30 protein-coding genes and 2 tRNA genes are annotated in these 19091 nt (G+C 50.9%); 5 read left to right on the top strand and 27 right to left on the bottom strand.

What is annotated here, in order from left to right; translation table 11 throughout:
* Position 1 precedes the first annotated feature (1 nt).
* The 21 genes from EYA77_RS01345 to EYA77_RS01445 form a co-directional block, all read right to left on the bottom strand.
* Positions 2–526, bottom strand: coding sequence for a 50S ribosomal protein L18 (locus EYA77_RS01345; RefSeq protein ID WP_042696700.1), 525 nt, complete (start codon positions 524–526; stop codon positions 2–4).
* Positions 527–529: 3 nt separating this feature from the next.
* The gene (locus EYA77_RS01350; protein WP_042696701.1) at positions 530–982 is read right to left on the bottom strand and encodes a 50S ribosomal protein L19e; all 453 of its coding nucleotides are present in this window, start codon (positions 980–982) and stop codon (positions 530–532) included.
* Positions 975–1409 (bottom strand): 50S ribosomal protein L32e, encoded by a 435-nt coding sequence (locus EYA77_RS01355; RefSeq protein WP_042696703.1) that lies wholly within the window; start codon positions 1407–1409, stop codon positions 975–977. The genes EYA77_RS01350 and EYA77_RS01355 overlap by 8 nt, the downstream gene beginning before the upstream one ends.
* A gap of 1 nt (position 1410) precedes the next feature.
* The gene (gene rpl6p, locus EYA77_RS01360) at positions 1411–1935 is read right to left on the bottom strand and encodes a 50S ribosomal protein L6 (RefSeq protein ID WP_095641646.1); all 525 of its coding nucleotides are present in this window, start codon (positions 1933–1935) and stop codon (positions 1411–1413) included.
* A 12-nt stretch (positions 1936–1947) separates the two neighbouring features.
* On the bottom strand, positions 1948–2340 hold the full coding sequence (locus EYA77_RS01365; RefSeq protein WP_042696707.1) for a 30S ribosomal protein S8: 393 nt from the start codon (positions 2338–2340) through the stop codon (positions 1948–1950).
* A gap of 13 nt (positions 2341–2353) precedes the next feature.
* Positions 2354–2524 (bottom strand): 30S ribosomal protein S14, encoded by a 171-nt coding sequence (locus EYA77_RS01370; RefSeq protein ID WP_095641645.1) that lies wholly within the window; start codon positions 2522–2524, stop codon positions 2354–2356.
* A gap of 1 nt (position 2525) precedes the next feature.
* On the bottom strand, positions 2526–3041 hold the full coding sequence (locus tag EYA77_RS01375) for a 50S ribosomal protein L5 (protein WP_167815635.1): 516 nt from the start codon (positions 3039–3041) through the stop codon (positions 2526–2528).
* Positions 3038–3757: a 30S ribosomal protein S4e gene (locus tag EYA77_RS01380; protein WP_095641644.1), complete on the bottom strand. Its 720-nt coding sequence runs from the start codon at positions 3755–3757 to the stop codon at positions 3038–3040. Before EYA77_RS01380 ends, EYA77_RS01375 begins: the two co-directional genes overlap by 4 nt.
* Entirely contained in the window at positions 3757–4122 is a 366-nt protein-coding gene (gene rplX, locus EYA77_RS01385; protein WP_042696712.1) for a 50S ribosomal protein L24, read from the bottom strand. Before rplX ends, EYA77_RS01380 begins: the two co-directional genes overlap by 1 nt.
* 9 nt (positions 4123–4131) lie before the next feature.
* Positions 4132–4530 (bottom strand): 50S ribosomal protein L14, encoded by a 399-nt coding sequence (locus tag EYA77_RS01390; RefSeq protein WP_042696713.1) that lies wholly within the window; start codon positions 4528–4530, stop codon positions 4132–4134.
* Entirely contained in the window at positions 4527–4853 is a 327-nt protein-coding gene (locus EYA77_RS01395) for a 30S ribosomal protein S17 (RefSeq protein WP_042696715.1), read from the bottom strand. The genes EYA77_RS01390 and EYA77_RS01395 overlap by 4 nt, the downstream gene beginning before the upstream one ends.
* 19 nt (positions 4854–4872) lie before the next feature.
* Positions 4873–5160 carry a ribonuclease P protein subunit gene (locus EYA77_RS01400; protein WP_042696716.1) on the bottom strand — a complete coding sequence of 96 codons (288 nt, stop codon included), beginning with the start codon at positions 5158–5160 and terminating at the stop codon, positions 4873–4875.
* A gap of 9 nt (positions 5161–5169) precedes the next feature.
* Positions 5170–5370 carry a 50S ribosomal protein L29 gene (gene rpmC / locus EYA77_RS01405; protein ID WP_011832467.1) on the bottom strand — a complete coding sequence of 67 codons (201 nt, stop codon included), beginning with the start codon at positions 5368–5370 and terminating at the stop codon, positions 5170–5172.
* A gap of 2 nt (positions 5371–5372) precedes the next feature.
* Positions 5373–6068: a 30S ribosomal protein S3 gene (locus EYA77_RS01410; RefSeq protein WP_167815636.1), complete on the bottom strand. Its 696-nt coding sequence runs from the start codon at positions 6066–6068 to the stop codon at positions 5373–5375.
* 2 nt (positions 6069–6070) lie between these two features.
* Positions 6071–6544, bottom strand: a complete 474-nt coding sequence (locus tag EYA77_RS01415) for a 50S ribosomal protein L22 (RefSeq protein ID WP_042696720.1) — start codon at positions 6542–6544, stop codon at positions 6071–6073.
* A gap of 5 nt (positions 6545–6549) precedes the next feature.
* Entirely contained in the window at positions 6550–6960 is a 411-nt protein-coding gene (locus tag EYA77_RS01420) for a 30S ribosomal protein S19 (RefSeq protein WP_042696722.1), read from the bottom strand.
* 6 nt (positions 6961–6966) lie between these two features.
* On the bottom strand, positions 6967–7689 hold the full coding sequence (locus EYA77_RS01425) for a 50S ribosomal protein L2 (protein WP_095641642.1): 723 nt from the start codon (positions 7687–7689) through the stop codon (positions 6967–6969).
* A 10-nt stretch (positions 7690–7699) separates the two neighbouring features.
* Positions 7700–7948, bottom strand: a complete 249-nt coding sequence (locus EYA77_RS01430; protein ID WP_042696725.1) for a 50S ribosomal protein L23 — start codon at positions 7946–7948, stop codon at positions 7700–7702.
* A gap of 2 nt (positions 7949–7950) precedes the next feature.
* Positions 7951–8694, bottom strand: coding sequence for a 50S ribosomal protein L4 (gene rpl4p, locus EYA77_RS01435; protein WP_042696727.1), 744 nt, complete (start codon positions 8692–8694; stop codon positions 7951–7953).
* A gap of 8 nt (positions 8695–8702) precedes the next feature.
* On the bottom strand, positions 8703–9704 hold the full coding sequence (locus EYA77_RS01440) for a 50S ribosomal protein L3 (RefSeq protein ID WP_167815637.1): 1002 nt from the start codon (positions 9702–9704) through the stop codon (positions 8703–8705).
* Positions 9705–10479: 775 nt separating this feature from the next.
* A complete protein-coding gene (locus EYA77_RS01445; RefSeq protein ID WP_042696730.1) occupies positions 10480–10884 on the bottom strand; it encodes a Tfx family DNA-binding protein in 405 nt (134 codons plus the stop codon).
* A gap of 312 nt (positions 10885–11196) precedes the next feature.
* Here EYA77_RS01445 and EYA77_RS01450 point away from each other — a divergent pair, with 312 nt between their 5' ends.
* Positions 11197–12039, top strand: coding sequence for a F420-dependent methylenetetrahydromethanopterin dehydrogenase (locus EYA77_RS01450; protein ID WP_042696732.1), 843 nt, complete (start codon positions 11197–11199; stop codon positions 12037–12039).
* 122 nt (positions 12040–12161) lie between these two features.
* Here the strand turns inward: EYA77_RS01450 and pdxT are convergent, their stop codons facing one another.
* The 4 genes from pdxT to EYA77_RS01470 all read right to left on the bottom strand — a co-directional run bounded on the left by pdxT (position 12162) and on the right by EYA77_RS01470 (position 15126).
* Positions 12162–12731 carry a pyridoxal 5'-phosphate synthase glutaminase subunit PdxT gene (pdxT, locus tag EYA77_RS01455; RefSeq protein ID WP_167815638.1) on the bottom strand — a complete coding sequence of 190 codons (570 nt, stop codon included), beginning with the start codon at positions 12729–12731 and terminating at the stop codon, positions 12162–12164.
* A 4-nt stretch (positions 12732–12735) separates the two neighbouring features.
* On the bottom strand, positions 12736–13611 hold the full coding sequence (gene pdxS, locus EYA77_RS01460; RefSeq protein ID WP_042696736.1) for a pyridoxal 5'-phosphate synthase lyase subunit PdxS: 876 nt from the start codon (positions 13609–13611) through the stop codon (positions 12736–12738).
* 307 nt (positions 13612–13918) lie between these two features.
* Positions 13919–14902: a 5,10-methylenetetrahydromethanopterin reductase gene (locus tag EYA77_RS01465; RefSeq protein ID WP_167815639.1), complete on the bottom strand. Its 984-nt coding sequence runs from the start codon at positions 14900–14902 to the stop codon at positions 13919–13921.
* 152 nt (positions 14903–15054) lie between these two features.
* Positions 15055–15126 (bottom strand) — tRNA-Arg (locus EYA77_RS01470).
* A gap of 42 nt (positions 15127–15168) precedes the next feature.
* On the opposite strand from EYA77_RS01470, the gene dcd reads away from it, so the two are divergent.
* The gene (dcd, locus tag EYA77_RS01475) at positions 15169–15600 is read left to right on the top strand and encodes a dCTP deaminase (RefSeq protein WP_095641638.1); all 432 of its coding nucleotides are present in this window, start codon (positions 15169–15171) and stop codon (positions 15598–15600) included.
* Here dcd and EYA77_RS01480 read toward each other — a convergent pair.
* Positions 15589–16809: a tripartite tricarboxylate transporter permease gene (locus EYA77_RS01480; RefSeq protein ID WP_167815640.1), complete on the bottom strand. Its 1221-nt coding sequence runs from the start codon at positions 16807–16809 to the stop codon at positions 15589–15591. The two genes, dcd and EYA77_RS01480, sit on opposite strands and share 12 nt — an antisense overlap.
* A 54-nt stretch (positions 16810–16863) precedes the next feature.
* On the opposite strand from EYA77_RS01480, the gene EYA77_RS01485 reads away from it, so the two are divergent.
* The 3 genes from EYA77_RS01485 (at position 16864) to EYA77_RS01495 (ending at position 18528) form a co-directional block, all read left to right on the top strand.
* Positions 16864–17559, top strand: a complete 696-nt coding sequence (locus tag EYA77_RS01485) for a uroporphyrinogen-III synthase (protein WP_042696744.1) — start codon at positions 16864–16866, stop codon at positions 17557–17559.
* The gene (locus EYA77_RS01490; protein WP_042696746.1) at positions 17559–18407 is read left to right on the top strand and encodes an RNA-guided pseudouridylation complex pseudouridine synthase subunit Cbf5; all 849 of its coding nucleotides are present in this window, start codon (positions 17559–17561) and stop codon (positions 18405–18407) included. Before EYA77_RS01485 ends, EYA77_RS01490 begins: the two co-directional genes overlap by 1 nt.
* A 37-nt stretch (positions 18408–18444) precedes the next feature.
* Positions 18445–18528, top strand: a tRNA-Ser gene (locus EYA77_RS01495).
* Between the two features lie 8 nt (positions 18529–18536).
* On the opposite strand, the gene EYA77_RS01500 is transcribed toward EYA77_RS01495, so the two are convergent.
* On the bottom strand, positions 18537–19022 hold the full coding sequence (locus EYA77_RS01500) for a helix-turn-helix domain-containing protein (protein ID WP_167815641.1): 486 nt from the start codon (positions 19020–19022) through the stop codon (positions 18537–18539).
* Between the last annotated feature and the right edge of the window lie 69 nt (positions 19023–19091).

Raw genomic sequence — 19091 nt, forward strand, 5'->3', positions numbered from 1 at the left:
ATTACTCCAGCTCCTTCATAATTGCGTCTTTAGTTGCCTCGACATTTTCAACGAGGTCACCAAAGCGCTCATCGTATTCAGCGATGTGGGCGCCGTTGCAGCGGTCATCGTCCGGAAGGATCGATTCTCCTACCGGGACATCGAAACCTGCTTCAACTGCACCTTTGATTGCAGCAAACACGCGTGCACCGGTCGATGCGACCTGCAGACCGAGATCTGCGATTCCGCCTTCGTAACCGGCTTTCTGGGCACGAACTGCAAACAGCATACCGGTGAGATATGCGGCAGGGGTGTTTCCGAGGTATCCTTTGTATCCGTAGTTTACCAGGTCACGGCTGTTGACGTGAACGAGGGTGTAGTCGCCGTCCATCTGGGCTGCGATGAGCTGGATAATGATGTGGCGGTTTGTTTTACGGACAACCATACGGTTTCTACCAGAAACGATTAAACGCTGGCGCTGGTAGTAATCAGTTCTGCCTTCACGGCGTCTTCTGAACTGAACGAAATATCTTCCATTAATTGCCATTGTTTACTCCCTCCTGGAGGTTACGAGCTCAACCTGTGTTTTCATGTGAGCGACGTTACGGAACTGACCGCCTGCTGCACGACGGTAAAGTCTGCGGTATTCGGTCGGTGTGATGGATCCTGCTTCGCGCTGAGCACGGAGTTCTTTACGCTGGGCACGGATCTTTTTGATCCACTGGGTCTTGGACGGAGTTCTGGCGCCTTTTGCACCGCTCCGGCGTCCCGGACCTTTTCCGTGTCCGTAGGAACGTTTGACCATACGGGCCCGGACGCGTCCGCGGGAGATGCCTTTCTTCTGGTGGGAAGAGATCGCACCCTCATCAATGAGATTGCGGATATCCTCACGGGACATTGCATTCTGGATTTCTGAGAGTTTTTCCGGGTTGAACCATACACGGTTTTCACCGCAGTCAAGAACGGATGCAGCGATTCTGCGCTGGGATGCGAGATCACTCATCTGCTTTCACCTCTTCTGCAGGTTTTGCAGCCGGTGTAACGGCAACTTTTGCTTCCTTCGGGTTCAGGATCTTGATACCGAGTTCAGCTGCTTTGTTCTGGATAACGCTGCGTTTTGCACCGCCGACAGTTGCGCCGATGCGTACTGCGGTGGTTGCCGGATCGATGGTGCTGAGCTCAGCCGGAGTAAAGACGAGAGCTTCGCGGTATCCGCTTGGATGGAATCCGCGGACTGCTTTCGGTGCTCCGAAACCTGCTTCCGGGTGTGCACCCTTTGCACGGTAATCCTTACGCTGTTTGCTGTGGAGACCTCTTGGTCTTCTCCAGCTGTCTGCCAGTTTTACTTTAGCCTGAAGGCACTGGCGTGCAAAGCGGGATGACTTCTTAGCTCCACGAGCCTGGATAAGTTTCTTGATTTCACTCGCCATGTTAGTTGCCTCTGCTGGTAATGTAAATGCCGTCCTGGAACACACGCGGGTCACGGTTTCTGACCTTGCATGCCTGTTCGACATTTGCTGCGGTGTTGCCGATCGTCTCACGGTTGATACCGGTTAAGATCAGTTCATCGCCCTGGACTTTGACTTTGACACCTTCTACGATGTTTGCATACCGTGCCTGCTTCTCACCAAGGAAGTTGCCGATCTCGAGTTTGTCGCCGGCAACCTTGACCTGGATCGGGAAGTGGTTGTACACAATTTTCATATGGTATTCGTAGCCTTCGGATACGCCTTTGCTCATGACACCAAGGTGTGCTTTGTAGGTTCCGAGCAGTGCATACACACTGCGTCTTGCGGAAGTACTTACAAGCGTGACCGAACCGTCTGCGATAGTGATATTGATCGCAGGGTGGTACATTGTGCGGGTAAGTTCGCCTTTGGATCCCTTTACGGTAACGAAATCACCGGTTTTGGTGATCGTTACGCCTTCCGGGATTTCGAAAATCAATTCTGCCATTGTTTTCACTCCTCAGAAGACGTATCCTAAAAGCTCGCCGCCGATGCCGAGCTTACGTGCCTGTTCGTGGGACATTACACCCTTGGAAGTGGTCAGGATCATAATTCCAAAGCCCTTTCCCGGAAGGTATCTGATTTCCCAGGACTCGAGGTCCTCAACTTTCACCGAGAAACGCGGCGTGATTACACCGCATTTGTTGATGCCGCCGGAGAGAGCAATCTGGAATTGACCGCCTCTTCCGTCGTCGATCTTCTCAAAGCCGGTGATGTAGCCATATTCCTGCATGACCTTAAGCATGTCACCAAAGAGGCGGCTTGCCGGTTCAACGGTCACTGCAAGTTTACCAGTGTCACCGGCATTCTTGATAGCGCTCATTGCGTCTGCGATAGGATTCTGTTTTGTCATTCTCCTTCACCTCTTAGTTCATCTTCTTAAAGCCCATGGTGGGTCCCCATTCGCGGAAGCACTGACGGCAGAAGTAAATGTTGTATCTGCGCACAAGTCCCTGCTTACGTCCGCAAAGCTGGCACTGGTTTGCACCGCGGCCATACTTTTTCTGCTGGACTTTGCCGTTGTCTTTTGCTGCCATGTTACTCCACCTCAATGCCGAAGGTCTCAGTAACGAACTTCATGGACTCTTCACGAGACATCCGAAGTTTGCTGTTGAGTTTCTTCTGCTGGATTTTTCTGCGTGCGGTTCTGGTTCCTTTCTTTTCGATGACAGCGATGATATCCATACCGTAGATACCGATCTTCGGGTCATATGCCTGGCCCGGGAAGTCGGTGTGTTCTTCGATACCGAAACCAAAGTTGCCGGTCACATCAAACTGACGGGTGTGGAGAACATTTTCCACAGCGTAGGTTTTGAGGGCCATCTCGAGGAAGTCCATTGCCTTCTTGCCGCGAAGAGTGGCTTTGCATCCGATCGGCTGTCCTTTGCGGATACCAAATGCCGGAAGCGTATTTCTGGCATAGGAACGAATCGGTTTTGCACCTTTCGTCAGATCGGCCATGATATTCTCGGCATTGACGAGACGCTCACCTGCTTCGCCGACGCCCATGTGGACGACGACTTTTGCAACGAACGGGATCTGCATATCACTCATGCATCAACACCCCAGGTTTTCAGGAAGGACTCGGTGGTTCCGATCATGTAGACATAGTCTTCAATGGTCTCAAATTTGTCGCCGTTAGCATCTTCAATGACAACACGGTTCGGCAGTGAGGAGTCCTGAGTAAGGATTTCCGCAAGCTTTCCGGTCTTCATGGTGTGCTGTCCGCCGATGATTACGACCATGTTGCCGACTGCATACGGGAAGTGCTGCTGAACGGCGAAACGGTCGTCGCCGGTGATGCCGATGACGAGTGAGTCTTTGCCTTTGCAGGTGTCTTCACCGATGAAGTTTGCACCGCTGGTTAAGTTGATCTGTGTCTTGCCGCCTTTGATGGTGGTTTTGCTGGCAACTTTAACGAGCTGGATCTTTGCTGCATCCGCGGAGATTTCGTGTTCATTGTGGCGTCCCTTCTCGTCGACAAGGATCATGTAGTGCTTGTCGATTTTCGGGAAGCTGATGATGTCAAAGACGTCGATTCCGATGTGTTCATCGGTTACGATGTGGCCATTCAGGACAACCTGACGGTCGTGCAGAATCTTTCTGACTTCTTTGGTGTTTAATGCAAACTGCATGTGGTCGCGGAGCCAGACGCCGATCGGAAGAGCCGAGCCGTCGTGCGGACCGCTTGAGGTGCTGACGACATACTTGCTTTCTTTTCTGGCGATCTGCCATGCATCCGGTGCAGTCATTCTCTTGGTTCGGGTCATTATGCCTTCACCTCAAGACGTGCAACGCGCTTTGCATCTTTGGTGTTGAGTTTGGTGATCATTATCTTGGACGGATCGAGTGGTCTTGGGACATCTTCGCCGTTGGCTTTCTTGACAGAAACTCCGTGAACAAGGACCTTCGTGTTCTTGACGTCTACGCCGTCAACAACGCCTTCGATTCCTTTGAATTCACCACGAAGTACTTTGACAGTATCGCCGGTAACAACACGGAAACTGCGCTTTCCATACTTTTCGCGAAGATCGCTTGCGAGAGGTGAGTGTAAGAATGCACCACGAATGTGAATCGGAGCATTATACCGGAACTTCCGCTGCTTTCTTGGCTGAGTGCTTGAAATACGTGCCATGTTTTCACCTTAGATAATGATGGTTGCCATTGATCCTACCTTGGGGAAACGTTCGGCAACTTCACGGGCAACCGGGCCTTTAATGTCGGTTCCGCGCGGATCGCCGTTTTCGTTCAGAAGGATCATTGCGTTCTCTTCGAAGGAGACTCTGAGGCCGTTCGGGCGACGGAATTCCTTCTTCTGACGGACAACGACTGCTCTCACGAGCTTTCTTTTCATGTCCGGAGTTCCTTTCTTGACCGTGACGGTCGCAAGGTCTCCAAGTCCCATCTTGGGCTGCCGGTTTTTGACACCATGGTAACCGAAGACGGAAACAATCTGTACAACACGGGCGCCCGTGTTGTCTGCACAAACCATCTTTGAGCCGGTCTGAAGTGCGCGCGGAATTTTGGACGTTAAGCCTCTCATTCCTTAGTCACCTCGACAACTACATAGGAGGTCGTTTTGTTCAGTGGTCTGCACTCTGCAATCTTTACCTCGTCGCCGATTTTGGCGTCAAGGCATGGAGCCATGTGTGCGTGGATTCTGGAACTGCGTTTCTCATATCTGTCATATTTCTGGACTTTATGAAGAAAGTTCCTCTCCACGACAACAGTTCCCTGCATTCGTTCGCTTACGACCTTACCGGTAATCACCTGGCCGCGCACCGGTAAGCTGCCGTGAAACGGACAATTTACATCGTCACAATCCTTTTCCGGGACTGCGACATTTAAGCCGATATTTTTTGCCATATTAACCCTCATGTCTCGCTCATACCTTGCGATATGGGCTTACGCGCATACTTACGCGCCGCGTTGGAGAAACAGACAAAGCATTGCCGTCTATTATCACCTGAACACTGTCCGGGAGGGTCACCCGGAGTAACTTACGTTGTTTCTCCAAGCACTTAATGCCATTCCCTGTGTGGATCCGAAGAGTGTTTCTGGTCTCATCGACGATGACACCGGATAGCCCTTCTTCAACCATGTTCGGTGAAGACTCCACAGATACAAAAAGACCGATGAGTTCGTGTCTGAGTATATTCTGCGGAGTGATCATAGACGAGACTTATGCCTGACGTTTGGTCTGTTCAGTCTTGATACGTGCGATAGTTCTGCGAACTTCCCGGATCTTTCCGGGGTTTTCCGGTGCACCACCGGCGCTGACTTTTCCATAGTTCTGAATCAGTTCGATCTTGAGTTTCTGCTCATTCTCGACTAATTCAGCATCGGAAAACTGGGCGACTTCTTTTGCTCTGAAGATAGCCATGTTCAGACCTCCTCAACAAATTCAGGTTCGGGTTCGGCTGCAAGTTCTGCATCGAACTCTTCAAAGATATCGGTCTCGATGACACGTGCCGGAGCAGGAGCTGCATCGGCACGGATCTCGAACTGATCAGGAAGTTTTGCTCCCGGAGGAACGATCTTGACCTGGACACCGATGATACCGAGCTTCTTGATAGCAGTTGCGTAGCCTTTCTCAACGATCGACTCTGAAGGTTCACCGGAGTGTTTGATGTAGCCTTCGACGAACTTCTGGACACGGGCACGGGCACCGGTCAGTTTTCCTGCGATAATGACTTCACAGCCAAGAGCGCCTGAGTCCATGACACGGCGGATTACGGAGGTGCCGGCCTTTCGGAAGTACCATCCGCGTTCAAGTGCGTTTGCAAGGCGTTCTGCCATGATCTGCGCGTTGAGGTTCGGGTTTGCGACCTGCTGGACCTCGACCTGGGGAGACTCGATGCCGTAGACAGTGCTGAGGTCGGTGGTCAGCTGGCGAACCAGTTTACCGCCTTTACCGATAACGATACCGGGCTTCTCTGCAAAGATCGTGACCTGGGTGCCGACAGGGGTCCGGACGATGTCCATACCTCCGTAGCCTGCACGTTTGAGTTCCTTGTTAAGGTACTGCTCGACTCTGACTTTGCGGACACCGTCTGCAACGAATTTCTTTTCGATTGTCATACTTACTGTACCTCGCGGAGGATGAGTTCAACGTTGACGGAATCTCTGTGTTTGGGAGTAGCTCTGCCCATTGCACGGGGGAAGATTCCTTTCATGCAGCGGCCTTTGTTTGCAGCGGCGTGGATGATGACCATCTTTTCCGGTGCAAGACCAGCATATTCTGCATTTTTCTGTGCGGAGCGGATTAAACGGACGTATTCGGCGGCTGCCTTGACAGGGTATCTGCCGGCTGCGGTTCCGAAGGTTTTGCCGTTTAAGCTCTTCTGGTGGCTGACGTTTCTGTTAAAACGGTGGAACGGCACTGCGCGCTTGAGGTCGATGACCTGTTCAAGGTAGGCAACTGCGTCGTCTGCCATCATATTACGGACAAGGTGAGCGATTTCAATAGCATGCTTTGGTGAGCAGCCAAGTTCGTTCGCTTTGGCACGGGCGATGTTGTCGCCGGTAAGTTTGTTGCTGTATTCTGTTCTTGCCATAACAATCACTTCAACGGAACATACTTACTCGACTTGGTTGCACCGATACCGGCACTTCCGTGGGTAACTTTCTTACGGGTCAGAGCGAACTCTCCAAAGTAGTGGAAAACTCCTTCGACCGGGATCTCTACGTTAACGAACTCCTTACCGGAGTAGATGGCAACATTCTTGCCGACCATTTCGGGGAGGATAATCATTGAACGGCTGTGGGTTCTTACACCGTCACCTTCAGCGATCTTCGCGCGAACGTCCTCTTCATCACGGGTAAATCCGCGAAGGACCTTTCTGCGTGCGCCGCTGGGCATAATAGCAAGAAGCTCGTCCATGGACATGGCTTTGAGCTGCTCGATATTGAAGCCGTGATAGGTGTATTCCTCTCGCCGCTTTGGCATTCTCTTAGTAGTTTTCTTTGCCATTTACGTTCACCTCCGGTATCCGGTTCTCCGTGCTGCAACGGATCCGACTTTTCTACCGGGTGATGCTCCACGGGCAACGGTCTTTGGTTTACCTGGGTGCTGATGTCCTCCACCACCGAATGGGTGATCGATGACGTTCATTGCGACACCACGGGTTCTTGGCCAGCGGGTTGCCGAGGTTTTCATCTTGTGATACTGTTTACCTGCTTTCAGGATCGGTTTGTCGCCGCGTCCTCCGCCAGCTACAAGGCCGACGGTTGCAAGGCATGCTTCATTGAACCATTTGGGTTTTCCTGAAGGCATTCTGACACCGACTTTACCAGCGGATTTTCCGATGATAACAGCCTGGACACCGCTTGAACGAACGAATTTGCCGCCGTCTCCGGGGCGTGCTTCGATGTTGCAGACGGCAACTCCGGTCGGGATTGCTGAAAGCGGTAACGAGTTGCCGTTTTCGACAGTGGCTTCAGGTCCCCATACGAGTTGCTGGCCAATACCGACACCTTCGGTGATCAGAGCGTATTCTTTCTTTTCAGCGATCTTACCTTCGATTTTCACGACGGCGATCGGCGTGTGACGGGCCGGATCGTGCTCGATGTCGATGACGGTTGCACGAACAGTCTGAAGTGCGGAGCCAAAGTGCTTGAGCTCTGCTTTATACTGGTGCGACGGGGCGCGGTAGGTTGGACCGCCTTTTCCACGTGACTGTGTACTGATTCTGTGTCCCATTTATCTCACCTTACACGATTCCGAGCTGAGAAAGGATTTCTTCAGCGGCGTTTTTCTCTTCGAAGGTAATGACTGCCTTCTTGTTTCCTTTAGAGGTCATCATGGTGTTGATAGAGACGATCTTCTTACCGAAGTTCTTCTCCATTGCTGCCTTGATGGATGCTTTGCCGGCTTCCTTTTCAACGATGAAGGAGAGCTGGTTTGTGTTCTCTAAAAGTACCATGGCTTTTTCTGTTACGAGGGGGTGTGCAAGTGTCATGATTAGGCCTCCCCGAACTTCTTGATTGCAGCTTCGGTCCAGACGGTCAGTCTGCCGGCGTCGGCTCCGGGTGCAAGAACATTGATGTTCAGTGCATTGACGGGGACGCAGTCGACTCCTGCGATATTGGCGCCTGCAAGGAATTCACCGGACGTCACGATAAGAGCAGACTTTGCCTGCTTATATTTGCGTCCACGTGTCTTTCCGCGGCCGGCACGGATATTTCTGGAAAGTCTTGCACGCTCAAGGTCAGCTCCAAGTCCAAGTGCCATAAGGGCGAGCTTGACTTCAGCGGTCTTGGCGATCTGCTCAAAGGAATCATCAACGATAATTGCTGCTTCGCCTTCGAATTTGTGACCGCGGGCGGCGACAAGTTCGGTGTTGACGGTAGCTGCAATGGCTGAGCGGATTGCCTTTGCTTTCTCTTTCTTGTTGATCTTCTCAACAAGGATCTTCTCTGCTTTGGGTGCGTGTGCCGGGTGACCGCCTTTTACGTTCGGTACTTTTGCAGCACGGCTTCCGTTTTTGATACGCGGGATCTTAGCTTCACCGCGTTTGGATCCCCAACCTACTGCAGAGGTGCGCAGACCTGCATACGGATCTGCCCCGTGCGGCTGGTACTGTTCGCTCTGGTAAGCGAGAATGGCCCTTTTGATAAGGTCCGGGCGGTATGCTTCATCGAAGACGGCCGGAAGTTCAATTTCATGGAGGACTGAGCCGTTAATTGCTTTTACATTTGCTTTCATCGGTCATTTCACCCCTGCTTGCTCTGAAGACTGACATATTCCACAACCGGTGCCTGAATCTTCTGTTCACCCATGCGGGTCGCAGACCGGATTCTGACAAGGCGTTTTGCCGGTCCGGGGATGCTTCCTTTGATCAGGACGTAGTTGTTACGGACAAGACCATAGTGGAGGAAGCCTCCGGCCGGGTTGATTTCATCTGCGTTCTCACCGATCTTGATGATGCGTTTGTTGAACTCAGTACGCTGCTGGAAACCCATCTGACCGGGCATTGGTACCTGCCAGCGGACGTGGTGGGGAGTCCATGGACCAAGAGTTCCGATGTGTCTTTCCTTCTTGGTTCTTGCGTGTTTTCTCTTACGAAGGGTGATGCCGAATCTTTTGACCGCGCCCTGGAATCCTTTTCCTTTGGTGATACCGGTGATGTCAGCGAACTGGCCCTCACTTAAGAGAGATTTCATATCGACATCGGTTCCAAGGATGGAAAGAGCATAGTCAAAACGTTCCTGTGCACTGCCGCCTGCAACACGGATCTCCATAAGGTCGGGGACCTTCTTTGGAATACCGGTGATCTCGGTCGGTTTAGTGTACATGAGCACCATTACTTCAACAACATCGTCAATTGCAGCATTGATCTTCTCAGTTGCTTTTGCAGCGTTGTTGGTCTTTGCTTTGGTGATTCTGCCGGAGAGTGCTTCGAGGTTTTCTGCCCAGACTTCGGTAAGCGGGTGTTTGCCGTAGGTATCTTTGACGTAAACACGAATGGCAGCAACGCTCATGGCTGGGATTTCAATAACGGTTACGGGAACCATTACTTCCTTACCTTCAGTCGGACTCTTCTTGCGATCATCGATCATGATCACGTGGGTCATACCGGCTTTGTAGCCTGCAAATCCCTGGAGCATTGGCTGCCCATTGTATGCTGGCCAGGACTGGTACTTTGGTACGATGCCCTTAGCCCGCACTTTTGGATAGTATGCAAGTGACCCGGCACGGGGTCTCACTGTTCTCATTTATTAATCAATCCTTTAGTGCCTTCTCTTGCATTATGCAAAGAAGACGTCTGCTGTGGTTGTCATCAATATGACAGCCGTTCTTTCACCGCCGGCTTCCTGGGATCCAGGAATCGACCTGCGGGACGCATTTTGTCGGTCTCTGTGTTTAACACACCCGATCACGCTGGTAAGCGCATGAGCATGTGACACATTGGACGGAAAGACGGGAGTTCAACTCACGTGTATTGCAACGTGTGAAGGCACGCAAAGCACTGCTTTGCACGCAATTGAGATTCCTTGTGGGATATCCGATTATGAACACGATAACGTCTTATCTGTTCATTTACCCGATTTGCAGTTGTATACTGCGATTTCCAAGTCTCACGAAAGAGAACCTGACTTACGACACGCTTCCTGACGTCCAGGAAAGGGCACATCATAAAGACGTTCGCCCGGCGCATCTAATCAGACCTATAGTAGGTCTTAACATCTACCGCGGGATTGCCCGCTTAGAGTTACACAATTACAAAACAAACGTGAAACCACGGTTGTTTCATACCAACTGGATATCCTCATTCAGCAGATTGTGCTGATATCAGCCTATTGAAGGCTCCTATGTTATTGGAGGAGAGAGAATATAAATTGTTGTATGGCTAAGAGAAATCAAAAAAAAAGAAATGGTACGGAGCAACTAGAAGATACACGTCACACCGTTTCGACCGACAGCCATGAGAGAGAGAGAGAGAGAGAGAGGGAGAGACACGGCGCATTACAACCGAAGAGAGGAGGATTATTAGCCGAAGTAGAGATCGCCTTCATTATTCAGATAAACGATGATGTCCTCTTTGACGTGCCGGCCCTTGATCTTCTCCGGCATATATGAAGAGATACGGTTGATCAGAGCAAGTGTATCATACCTGATCTTGATATTGAGAGGGGCAGCCGACACATAGATTATCTTGGGAGCTTCCATCAGATCAGTACCTTCGGGAAGAACACATAATTCAGTCGCATCAAGCGTGTACAAAAACTCAAGAGTTTCTTTTGCCCGGCGGATATTTTCATTCGCGGATTTTTCGATCGTGCATATGTTGGCCTTGGATGTGCCAAGTCGGTCGGCGATCTGCTGCTGCGTCATACCCTGTTTCCGGTATCGTATGACTTCCTTCTGGCGGTCAGTAAGAAGTGTATCTTTCATCAGTATTAATTCAACCTGATTAACTATAAATGATTTGATTAAACATTTCTAAGAAACGGATGTCCAATAACAGTACGCGCAGACAAAGAGAGAAGATTACAGCCCGGATTTCACAAAAAGTACGTGAGAACCCGATTATTCCCACATACTGTAGAGGAGCCATAGTAAAAATACCTAAGCATTTGATTCTGATAGATGTGAACCGGCCGAAATCACGATTATTTGGTTTGAGGGCAATGCCATTCACAAACCTTATATTGATTCTCGTCGATAAACTGATGTTCTCATTTCAAAATGAGAGGTGTATCAAATATGGTAGTTAAGGTAGGAGTTGCAAAACTCGGTAACATCGCATCAGGTGTTATGGCAGAGTTGCTTTTAGATGAGCGTGCAGACCGTGAAGACATGATGACATTCATGGCGACTTCCGGAACCAAACTGCAGAAGGAAGATGTTGACCGTGTCGTTTCAAACCTGAAAGCATGGCAGCCTGACTTCGCAATCGTTGTTTCCCCGAACGGAGTTCTCGAAGGACCAGTCGGCGCACGCGAGGACCTGAAAGCAGCAGGTATCCCGACCATCGTCATCACTGACGATGTCACGACCAAGAAAGAAGGCTGGGAAGCACTCAAGGCATCCGGCTTTGGCTACATCATCGTCAAAGCAGACGCAATGATCGGCGCCCGCCGCGAATTCCTCGACCCAGTCGAGATGGCAGACTACAACGGCAACCTCGTTAAGGTCCTTGCCCTCACCGGTGCATTCCGCAAACTCCAGATGGAGCTTGACAAAGTAATCGACCAGGTGAAAGCAGGCAAGAAGGGTGCAGAGATCGAACTCCCGAAACTTGTTCTGAACTCTGACAACTCCACCAAAGGCGAGTTCACAAACCCCTATGCACTGGCAAAAGCACGTGCAGCATACGAGATCGCATCAGCAGTTGCAGGTGTAAACGTCAAAGGCTGTTTCATGACCAAAGAGTGGACAGACTACGTACCAATCGTCACCTCCGCACACGAAATGATGCGTGCAGCAGCAGATCTTTGCGATCAGGCACGTGAACTCGAGAAGGGATGCGACGGCGTTATCCGCAAGCCGCACAAGAAGACCGGTGAGATCGTCTCCAAGGTCGCCCTTATCAGCAAGCCCGAGTAAATCGGACATCCCAATTTTACCATTTTTCTTTTTGGATCAGGGAGCGGGAATTAAAAAACCCGCCCCTATATGTAAATAATATAATCCCTTATTCAACAGCAGGAAGAAATTAAAAAAAAAGATCAGGCATTGTCTGAGATCATGTTGATGAAATACCGATGGACGGCGGGATCTTTGCCGAGCTCCGGATGGAATGACAGGACAAGCTGATTTTCTTCGCGAGCGGCGACGATGTTTCCATCAACTTGGGCAAGCACGACCACATTTTTGCCAGGGGCGGTTATCACCGGCGCACGTATGAAGGTCATCTGAATATCTCCGGTATCGGCAAACGGCGCGTATGTTTCAAAACTGCCAAGCTGCCGGCCGTAAGCATTCCGTACAGCTGTAATGTCCATCGTTGCAAGAGAGGGACGGCCGCCCTCAACATATTTTGCAAGCAGGATCAGACCTGCGCAGGTGCCCATTACCGGAGTGCCGGACAATATGAGTGAACGAAGCTTCTCATAAAGCCCAAGGTCCTGGAGGAGTTTTGACATGACCGTGCTCTCCCCTCCTGGAAGGATCAGACCATCAGGTCTTTCTTTGAGATCGGAGATATTGCGAATCTCAAACGTCTCGGCACCCAGACTTTCCAGCATCCTGATGTGTTCGATGAATGCACCCTGAAGTGCCAGAACACCGATCCTCATAACGTTATTTTCCCCGTTCCGCCATCAGGATGGAGATCTCATCAGCGTTGATGCCGACCATCGCCTCACCAAGATCTTCGGAGAGTTCGGCAAGTATTGCCGGATTATTGTAATTCGTGACAGCCTTTACTACAGCCGCTGCACGCTTAGCCGGATTGCCTGATTTGAAGATACCTGAGCCGACAAATACACCCTCGGCGCCAAGCTGCATCATGAGTGCAGCGTCTGCAGGCGTGGCAACACCGCCGGCGGCAAAGTTGACTACCGGAAGTTTGCCGTTTTCATGAACATACTGCAGAAGATGGACAGGGACCTGCATATCTTTTGCCGCAACGTAGAGTTCATCCTCACGAAGGCTGACGACACGGCGGATCTCACTGTTCAATGTGCGCATATGACGAACGGCCTGGACGATGTCGCCGGTACCTGCCTCGCCTTTGGTCCTGATCATCGTTGCACCTTCGGCGACACGGCGGAGAGCCTCGCCAAGATCACGTGCGCCGCAAACAAAAGGAACATTGAACCGGGTTTTGTCGATGTGATGGAGATCATCTGCGGGGGAGAGGACTTCACTTTCATCGATGTAGTCGATCTCGATAGCTTCCAGGATCTGCGCTTCGACAAAATGTCCTATCCGGACCTTTGCCATAACCGGGATCGATACCGCCTTCTGGATACCTTTGATCATCTTCGGGTCGCTCATACGGGAAACTCCCCCGGCGGCACGAATATCGGCAGGGATACGCTCCAGAGCCATAACAGCACAGGCTCCTGCATCCTCTGCGATCTTAGCCTGCTCCGGCGAGGTGACATCCATGATCACGCCTCCTTTCAGCATCTGTGCAAGTTCCTTGTTAAGTTTTGAACGATTTTCTGTCATGAACACTCACGGATTGTATGGTTATTATCCTTTGAAAGGCAGATGACCCATCAGTAGAATACCTTATTCAATATACCACTGACGTTATATCAGGGTTTTGGATGAATGAAAGATACTTGAGACCTTGCTGACTGGAATGCAGTTGAGCATTTTGAAATGAAATCTGAGGAATAGCGAAAATTAACGCATACATCAAGAGCCTTTTCGTAAAAAATCCGAAAGCTGAGCGGAAACTCACGGGAAAAATCTGTAAAATGATCTCCGGGAAAATTGTAAAAGAAAAAGGGTAAAATCGGCAGTGCCGAGTTTACATAATCTTGCCGAGGAGGCGGATCGAGGTCGTCATGTCGGGTCCGAGCGGGGAACCGAAGATGATCTGCGTAACGCCTGCGGCGGTAAGGTCATCGCACTTCTGGCGGATAGTGTCTGGGGTACCGCAGATGGTGAATGCTTCAATTTCTTTGTCAGTTACAAGTCCGCCGACTGCACCGAAGTCAAAGCGGGACAGTGCGTCCTTAATCTTTGCTACGTTTGCAAGGTCGAGACCGTGGCGGAGAAGAAGTGCTTCGGGAGATCCTGCTGCAATGAATGCTGCGACGATCTTTGCTGCCTTCTTTGCTTTCTTCTCATCTTTGTCGATGGAGAGTGCAGTGTATGCTCCAACATCGAATCCCTTCTTGCCGACAGAGTCGCATGCGGCTTTGATGATTGGGATTGCGACTGCGAAGTCTTTGGGGTTGGATGCGTTGATAAGTGCACCGTCGCCTTTCAGTCCTGCGAGCTCAAGAACTTTGGGTCCCTGTGCGCCGACATAGATTGGGATACCTTTCTTGCCCGGGAGTGTGACACCGGTAAGTTTGGCACCATCGTAGTCGAAGAACTGTTTGCCGTCTTTCTTAACTTCTGCACCGCTGCAGAGTGCGCGGATCTGGTCGATTGCTTCACCGAGTCTTGCGACCGGCTTTTCCGGCTGGATTGCCAGTTTCGGAAGGGTGGACAGGTCACCTGGGCCGATACCGAAGGTTGCACGTCCATCGGAGATCTCGTTAAGAGTGCAGGCAAAGGATGCCATTGCTGCCGGAGTGTCAGTGAATGCATTCATGATACCCGGACCCATCTTAAGAGAGGTCGTTGCCTGTGCTACTGCGGTTAAGACCGGGTAACAGTGGCGGTTGTTGTAGTGGTTGGTAATCCATGCAAAGTCAATGTCTTTGCTCTCTGCGAGCTGGCAGAAGTTAACTACCTGCTTGACATTTACGTTTCCTGGAACAAACTCAATTCCATAAGTCATAGTTCTTTACACCTCACGTTAAAATTGCTCTCCTCTGCTTAAATATATTCTGATTTAAAAGAGGGATTTGCGGCAGAATTCCGGCCATTTCTCTACGATCAGAAAAAAATGCGAAAAACAGGGCTTTTTGTATGCGCTCTCTATGAACGGAACGGACCTGCCGGGGATCGAACCCGGTTCTTCGGGTTCGAAGCCCGAAAGGATATCCACTACCCTACAAGTCCAGAGTCTCATATTATATTTGCGTCCGGTGCGTATTATCATATATGGTTCTTTCTTCATCGATAATCAGAACACGCATCAAAGACGGATCTCTAGGCATAGATCCGTTTGCTGAAGAATCTCTTCAGCCTTCATCCTATGATCTCAGAAGTGCCGAGGATATCATCATGAAAAAAGGTCAGCTTACCCTTGTTCCGACGATGGAGTTTGTCAGTCTCCCAAAAGATCTCTGTGCGACCCTCTGGGGAAGATCCTCTTTTGGAAGAAAAGGTGTTGTGCTTGGCGCCGGCTATATCGACCCGGGATTTCGAGGGAATCTGACGCTCTGTATGGCTAACTGCGGACCAGAGGATATCCCTGTCACCAAAGGTATGCGGGTCGTTCAGATGCTTATCCATACCGTAGAGGGGGAAGTGGAAAGTGCGTACAACGGCAATTATCAGGACAGTTTTGGCGTGGTCAAATCAAAAATTTAGGATCCCGAGCGTAAACAGCATCACCGGCAGCATGATCGCCCCCATACAAAATATCCTCGGTATGTCGGCCATACCTGGGACTAGACCCACTAGCGTGGATAATATCAGGATCAAAACGCCGAAGTGACCGCAAAAGATCACTGTCATCCCCACAAGAAAGAGCAAGACGCCACGGGCAATGATCTTCTGATCCAGATGCATGATCACACGGCTGAGTTTCGAGGAGGAGACCGTGACGAGATAGCCGGCCAAAGCAGCGGCGCCGGCTGCCAGGACCAGCAGATATACCGACGGAAGATCGAAAGAGGCAAGCGTGACCATAGCCCCCGAACGCATCCTCCCCAAAGCATACAAAGCGGCAAGACCCAAAACGGCATTTGCCGTATTCGCTGCAGATGTTGATACAAGATACTCGCGCGGATCCATCTTTTCCGAACTTCTTCTGACCGCGAGCAGAGCGTTCGCGGTACCGCTTGAAAATCCGGGAAGCCAGCCGACGATCGCTCCGGCGAAAGCGCCTTTGATACCGTTTCCAATGATCGATCCCTGTGAGATCATAAGTCCGGAAAATGTCTGCTCGGCAGGTTTTGACAGAGCCCTCATCGACGTAAGAAGAACAGGGATCCCGAAAAGACCGGTCAATAGCGGGAGCAGGATCTCACCTATGCCAAAGACGCCGAAGGAAAAGTAGGAAAAACGCATTGCATATATGCCAAGAAGACCGGACACAAGAAAAACGGCAAAGGACCAGGAAGGAGCTTTGCTGAATACGATCAGAAGTCCGGCTGCAAGCAGGATGACAAGACCAACGCCCCAGTCGACATACTCCTGAACCGAGGGAAGGAAGATCATAAAGAGAGCAAATAACGGAAGACAGAAGACAAAACCCCACAGACTGCCAAGAGCTGAAACTCTGACCGCCTCTTCGCCGTTTCCCATAAGACAGAGATTGTGAGCAGGAAGCACGGAAAGTACGGTGTCCGGATCGGGAACGCCCAAAAAAGTGGACGGAAGAATGTCAGCAAACGTATAAACCACCATCATCGACACGATCATCACAGAGATGCCATCGATGCCGAATACAACGATAAGAGGCACTGAGCATGCCGCGAGAAGCCCGGCGAGGGTGTTTGAATGGATGCCGGGCACAAAACCTGCGATAATGCCCAGGGTGACACCTGTGAAAAATCCGGCAACAACACCCAGCATACTAGTGATTTATACACAACGCCTATTAAATCTAACAGTCCAATAATCTCATATATGTTAATCGCCATAACCCGTCATACGGGGGCTTTAGAGGACGCTGCCCTTTGTGAAAGGTACAACCATAAAGCAAAGGTTGTATCGCCCATAAAACCGGTCAAAGATCTGGAGGTCATCGGCAAGTTCCTCAAAGCTGCAAATGAGGAGGAGTTCGACGCCGTCTTTTTCCCGAATGCATATGTCGCAGAAAAACTTGGGCCCTGTATCGACCCGAAAATCGCATCCAGGGTCAGAATAATAGGGAACGGACCGCAAACCGCAAGAATTCTGCATAATATCGGTCTCGCTGCAGAGATGCTGCCGTTTTTCTACACAAAAGACCTCGTGATGTACCTTGATCGTTGGATCCGCGGAAAAAAGATCGGGATCCCGCGAGCAGGAAACACCTATCCGAAACTTACCGCAGACATACAGCGGGCAGGAGGAATACCTGCAGAATACAAATGCTATGATGTTGAGAAGACGGATGAAGTCATGGACCTGACAGGAGTCGGTGCGATTTTATTCACGAGTCCTGTGGCATTCAGACTGGCCATACTTCCAAAAATGGAAAATATCATTCAGATGGCAATCGGTGAAGAAACAGCACACGAGATGATGTACGGGGGGGATGCCCCTTCCGTAATAGGAGACGGGTCGATCGAAGGGACACTGAAAGCTTTGAATGCCTATCTGGTGACGGAGAGCCACTGATGGGATACACGGGGGTCATTCTGGTCGATAAACCTCGCGGACCCACCAGCCACCAGGTTGCGGCCTGGGTCGGCAAAATGCTGAAGTCGGATGTCGGCCATTCGGGAACGCTGGACCCGATGGTCTCGGGGGTCCTTGTTGTCATGCTTGGAAAAGCAGTTCGGCTCGCCCCCCTTCTGCTTCAGCATGAAAAAGAGTATGTGGCGTGTATGCGCCTGCATGCGGATATGCCCCGTGAGCGCGTTGAAGAGGTCGTAAAGCAGTTCACCGGCAGAGTGTATCAGCGGCCACCCAGACGATCGGCAGTGAAGCGTGCGCTTCGGATACGGGTCATCTACAGAATCGAACTACTCGACATGCAGGACAGACTGGTTCTGTTAAAGATCCGGTGCGAAGCGGGAACCTATATCAGATCGGTCTGTGTTCACATCGGCAATGTCCTCGGATGCGGAGGCCAGATGGTAGAACTGCGCAGAACGAAATCCGGCGGGTTCTCATCAGACGAGGCGCACACCCTTCATGAACTAAGAGATGCCGTGGAGATGGATGAGAAAGAAAAACTTGCAGCGATGATCCTTGCGCCGGAACGGGCGATCGGAGATATCCCGAAGATCGTCATAAGAGACAACGCAGCAAAAGCAGTGGCAAATGGAGCGATGCTCGCCGGCGTCGGAGCTTTATCGGTGGAAAAATTCTCACGCGGCCAGAGTGTTGCTCTGGTCACGCAAAGCGGGATGCTCATCGCGCTTGCTGATTCACTGTTCGATTCGGACAAGATCGTCTGCGGAAGCCCCGGCCTGATCGCGAAATCGACACGCGTGTTCGCCAGGCCCGACTCAGTAAGTTAATAAAGGCAGAGAACACATCTTTTATGCTAGTTTTTATGCTGAGGTAGTCTAGCGGTAGGGCGCGGGCCTGGAAAGCCCGTGAGGCGAAAGTCTCTCGGGAGTTCAAATCTCCCCCTCAGCGTTCTTGTTTTAGAGTCGTTTTCCAATGGATTCAGCTGCGCCGAGGACGGCGTGCATATCAGGTTTCAGGATCGCTACGGGAACATCGACCATTTTTTCGATAAGAGAGGCAAGGATCGGAGCACAGATAATGCCGGCTGCCCCGTCGTTTCGTGCTCGTACGGCCACAATAAGACAGTCTTCAAGAGAGTTGGCTGCATACCCTTTGATCCTGTACTCTGTCCCGTTTGCCAGGATCTTTACCCCTTCGTTCTCGTCGAGGAGGAACTTTGCCGCAATCAATGCGATGAATTTGCCGTGACGGGGAGAGAAGGCTGCAACGATTTTTTTCACGGTAGAAAGCCTTGGATCGCGCTCGCCTGAGGCAATTTTATACAAGGTGACCGCAGGTATCCCGGTCATTTCCGAAAGCTGGCGAATGCTTAGACCCCGGCGGTCAAGTTCTTCGGACAAAGCAGTCCGAAAATCGATCTCAAATATTCTCTGCTCAAACATACTGCTCTATCATAGTATATACTATTGGATAAATAATCTCATGCATCATCTCATACCACAGACCGCGTG

The organism is Methanocorpusculum sp. GPch4 (assembly GCF_012062385.1).
Lineage (GTDB): Archaea > Halobacteriota > Methanomicrobia > Methanomicrobiales > Methanocorpusculaceae > Methanocorpusculum > Methanocorpusculum parvum.

What these genes read in the sequence shown, in the direction of transcription:
- EYA77_RS01480 (WP_167815640.1), bottom strand. Translation starts at nt 16,809, where the DNA reads ATGCTGGGTGTTGTTGCCGGATTTTTCACAGGTGTCACCCTGGGCATT.
- EYA77_RS01350 (WP_042696701.1), bottom strand. Translation starts at nt 982, where the DNA reads ATGAGTGATCTCGCATCCCAGCGCAGAATCGCTGCATCCGTTCTTGAC.
- EYA77_RS01395 (WP_042696715.1), bottom strand. Translation starts at nt 4,853, where the DNA reads ATGGCAAAAAATATCGGCTTAAATGTCGCAGTCCCGGAAAAGGATTGT.
- EYA77_RS01485 (WP_042696744.1), top strand. Translation starts at nt 16,864, where the DNA reads ATGTTAATCGCCATAACCCGTCATACGGGGGCTTTAGAGGACGCTGCC.
- EYA77_RS01500 (WP_167815641.1), bottom strand. Translation starts at nt 19,022, where the DNA reads ATGTTTGAGCAGAGAATATTTGAGATCGATTTTCGGACTGCTTTGTCC.
- rplX (WP_042696712.1), bottom strand. Translation starts at nt 4,122, where the DNA reads ATGGCACGTATTTCAAGCACTCAGCCAAGAAAGCAGCGGAAGTTCCGG.
- EYA77_RS01345 (WP_042696700.1), bottom strand. Translation starts at nt 526, where the DNA reads ATGGCAATTAATGGAAGATATTTCGTTCAGTTCAGAAGACGCCGTGAA.
- rpl4p (WP_042696727.1), bottom strand. Translation starts at nt 8,694, where the DNA reads ATGAAAGCAAATGTAAAAGCAATTAACGGCTCAGTCCTCCATGAAATT.
- EYA77_RS01465 (WP_167815639.1), bottom strand. Translation starts at nt 14,902, where the DNA reads ATGACTTATGGAATTGAGTTTGTTCCAGGAAACGTAAATGTCAAGCAG.
- pdxS (WP_042696736.1), bottom strand. Translation starts at nt 13,611, where the DNA reads ATGACAGAAAATCGTTCAAAACTTAACAAGGAACTTGCACAGATGCTG.
- EYA77_RS01430 (WP_042696725.1), bottom strand. Translation starts at nt 7,948, where the DNA reads ATGACACTTGCACACCCCCTCGTAACAGAAAAAGCCATGGTACTTTTA.
- EYA77_RS01365 (WP_042696707.1), bottom strand. Translation starts at nt 2,340, where the DNA reads ATGACAAAACAGAATCCTATCGCAGACGCAATGAGCGCTATCAAGAAT.
- EYA77_RS01380 (WP_095641644.1), bottom strand. Translation starts at nt 3,757, where the DNA reads ATGACCCGAACCAAGAGAATGACTGCACCGGATGCATGGCAGATCGCC.
- EYA77_RS01450 (WP_042696732.1), top strand. Translation starts at nt 11,197, where the DNA reads ATGGTAGTTAAGGTAGGAGTTGCAAAACTCGGTAACATCGCATCAGGT.
- rpl6p (WP_095641646.1), bottom strand. Translation starts at nt 1,935, where the DNA reads ATGGCAGAATTGATTTTCGAAATCCCGGAAGGCGTAACGATCACCAAA.
- EYA77_RS01375 (WP_167815635.1), bottom strand. Translation starts at nt 3,041, where the DNA reads ATGAGTGATATGCAGATCCCGTTCGTTGCAAAAGTCGTCGTCCACATG.
- EYA77_RS01425 (WP_095641642.1), bottom strand. Translation starts at nt 7,689, where the DNA reads ATGGGACACAGAATCAGTACACAGTCACGTGGAAAAGGCGGTCCAACC.
- EYA77_RS01400 (WP_042696716.1), bottom strand. Translation starts at nt 5,160, where the DNA reads ATGATCACTCCGCAGAATATACTCAGACACGAACTCATCGGTCTTTTT.
- EYA77_RS01490 (WP_042696746.1), top strand. Translation starts at nt 17,559, where the DNA reads ATGGGATACACGGGGGTCATTCTGGTCGATAAACCTCGCGGACCCACC.
- EYA77_RS01410 (WP_167815636.1), bottom strand. Translation starts at nt 6,068, where the DNA reads ATGACAATCGAAAAGAAATTCGTTGCAGACGGTGTCCGCAAAGTCAGA.
- EYA77_RS01420 (WP_042696722.1), bottom strand. Translation starts at nt 6,960, where the DNA reads ATGGCAAAGAAAACTACTAAGAGAATGCCAAAGCGGCGAGAGGAATAC.
- rpmC (WP_011832467.1), bottom strand. Translation starts at nt 5,370, where the DNA reads ATGGCTATCTTCAGAGCAAAAGAAGTCGCCCAGTTTTCCGATGCTGAA.
- EYA77_RS01390 (WP_042696713.1), bottom strand. Translation starts at nt 4,530, where the DNA reads ATGAGAGGCTTAACGTCCAAAATTCCGCGCGCACTTCAGACCGGCTCA.
- EYA77_RS01355 (WP_042696703.1), bottom strand. Translation starts at nt 1,409, where the DNA reads ATGGCGAGTGAAATCAAGAAACTTATCCAGGCTCGTGGAGCTAAGAAG.
- EYA77_RS01440 (WP_167815637.1), bottom strand. Translation starts at nt 9,704, where the DNA reads ATGAGAACAGTGAGACCCCGTGCCGGGTCACTTGCATACTATCCAAAA.
- dcd (WP_095641638.1), top strand. Translation starts at nt 15,169, where the DNA reads ATGGTTCTTTCTTCATCGATAATCAGAACACGCATCAAAGACGGATCT.
- EYA77_RS01415 (WP_042696720.1), bottom strand. Translation starts at nt 6,544, where the DNA reads ATGGCAAGAACAGAATACAGCAACAAACTTACCGGCGACAACATCGCC.
- EYA77_RS01370 (WP_095641645.1), bottom strand. Translation starts at nt 2,524, where the DNA reads ATGGCAGCAAAAGACAACGGCAAAGTCCAGCAGAAAAAGTATGGCCGC.
- pdxT (WP_167815638.1), bottom strand. Translation starts at nt 12,731, where the DNA reads ATGAGGATCGGTGTTCTGGCACTTCAGGGTGCATTCATCGAACACATC.
- EYA77_RS01445 (WP_042696730.1), bottom strand. Translation starts at nt 10,884, where the DNA reads ATGAAAGATACACTTCTTACTGACCGCCAGAAGGAAGTCATACGATAC.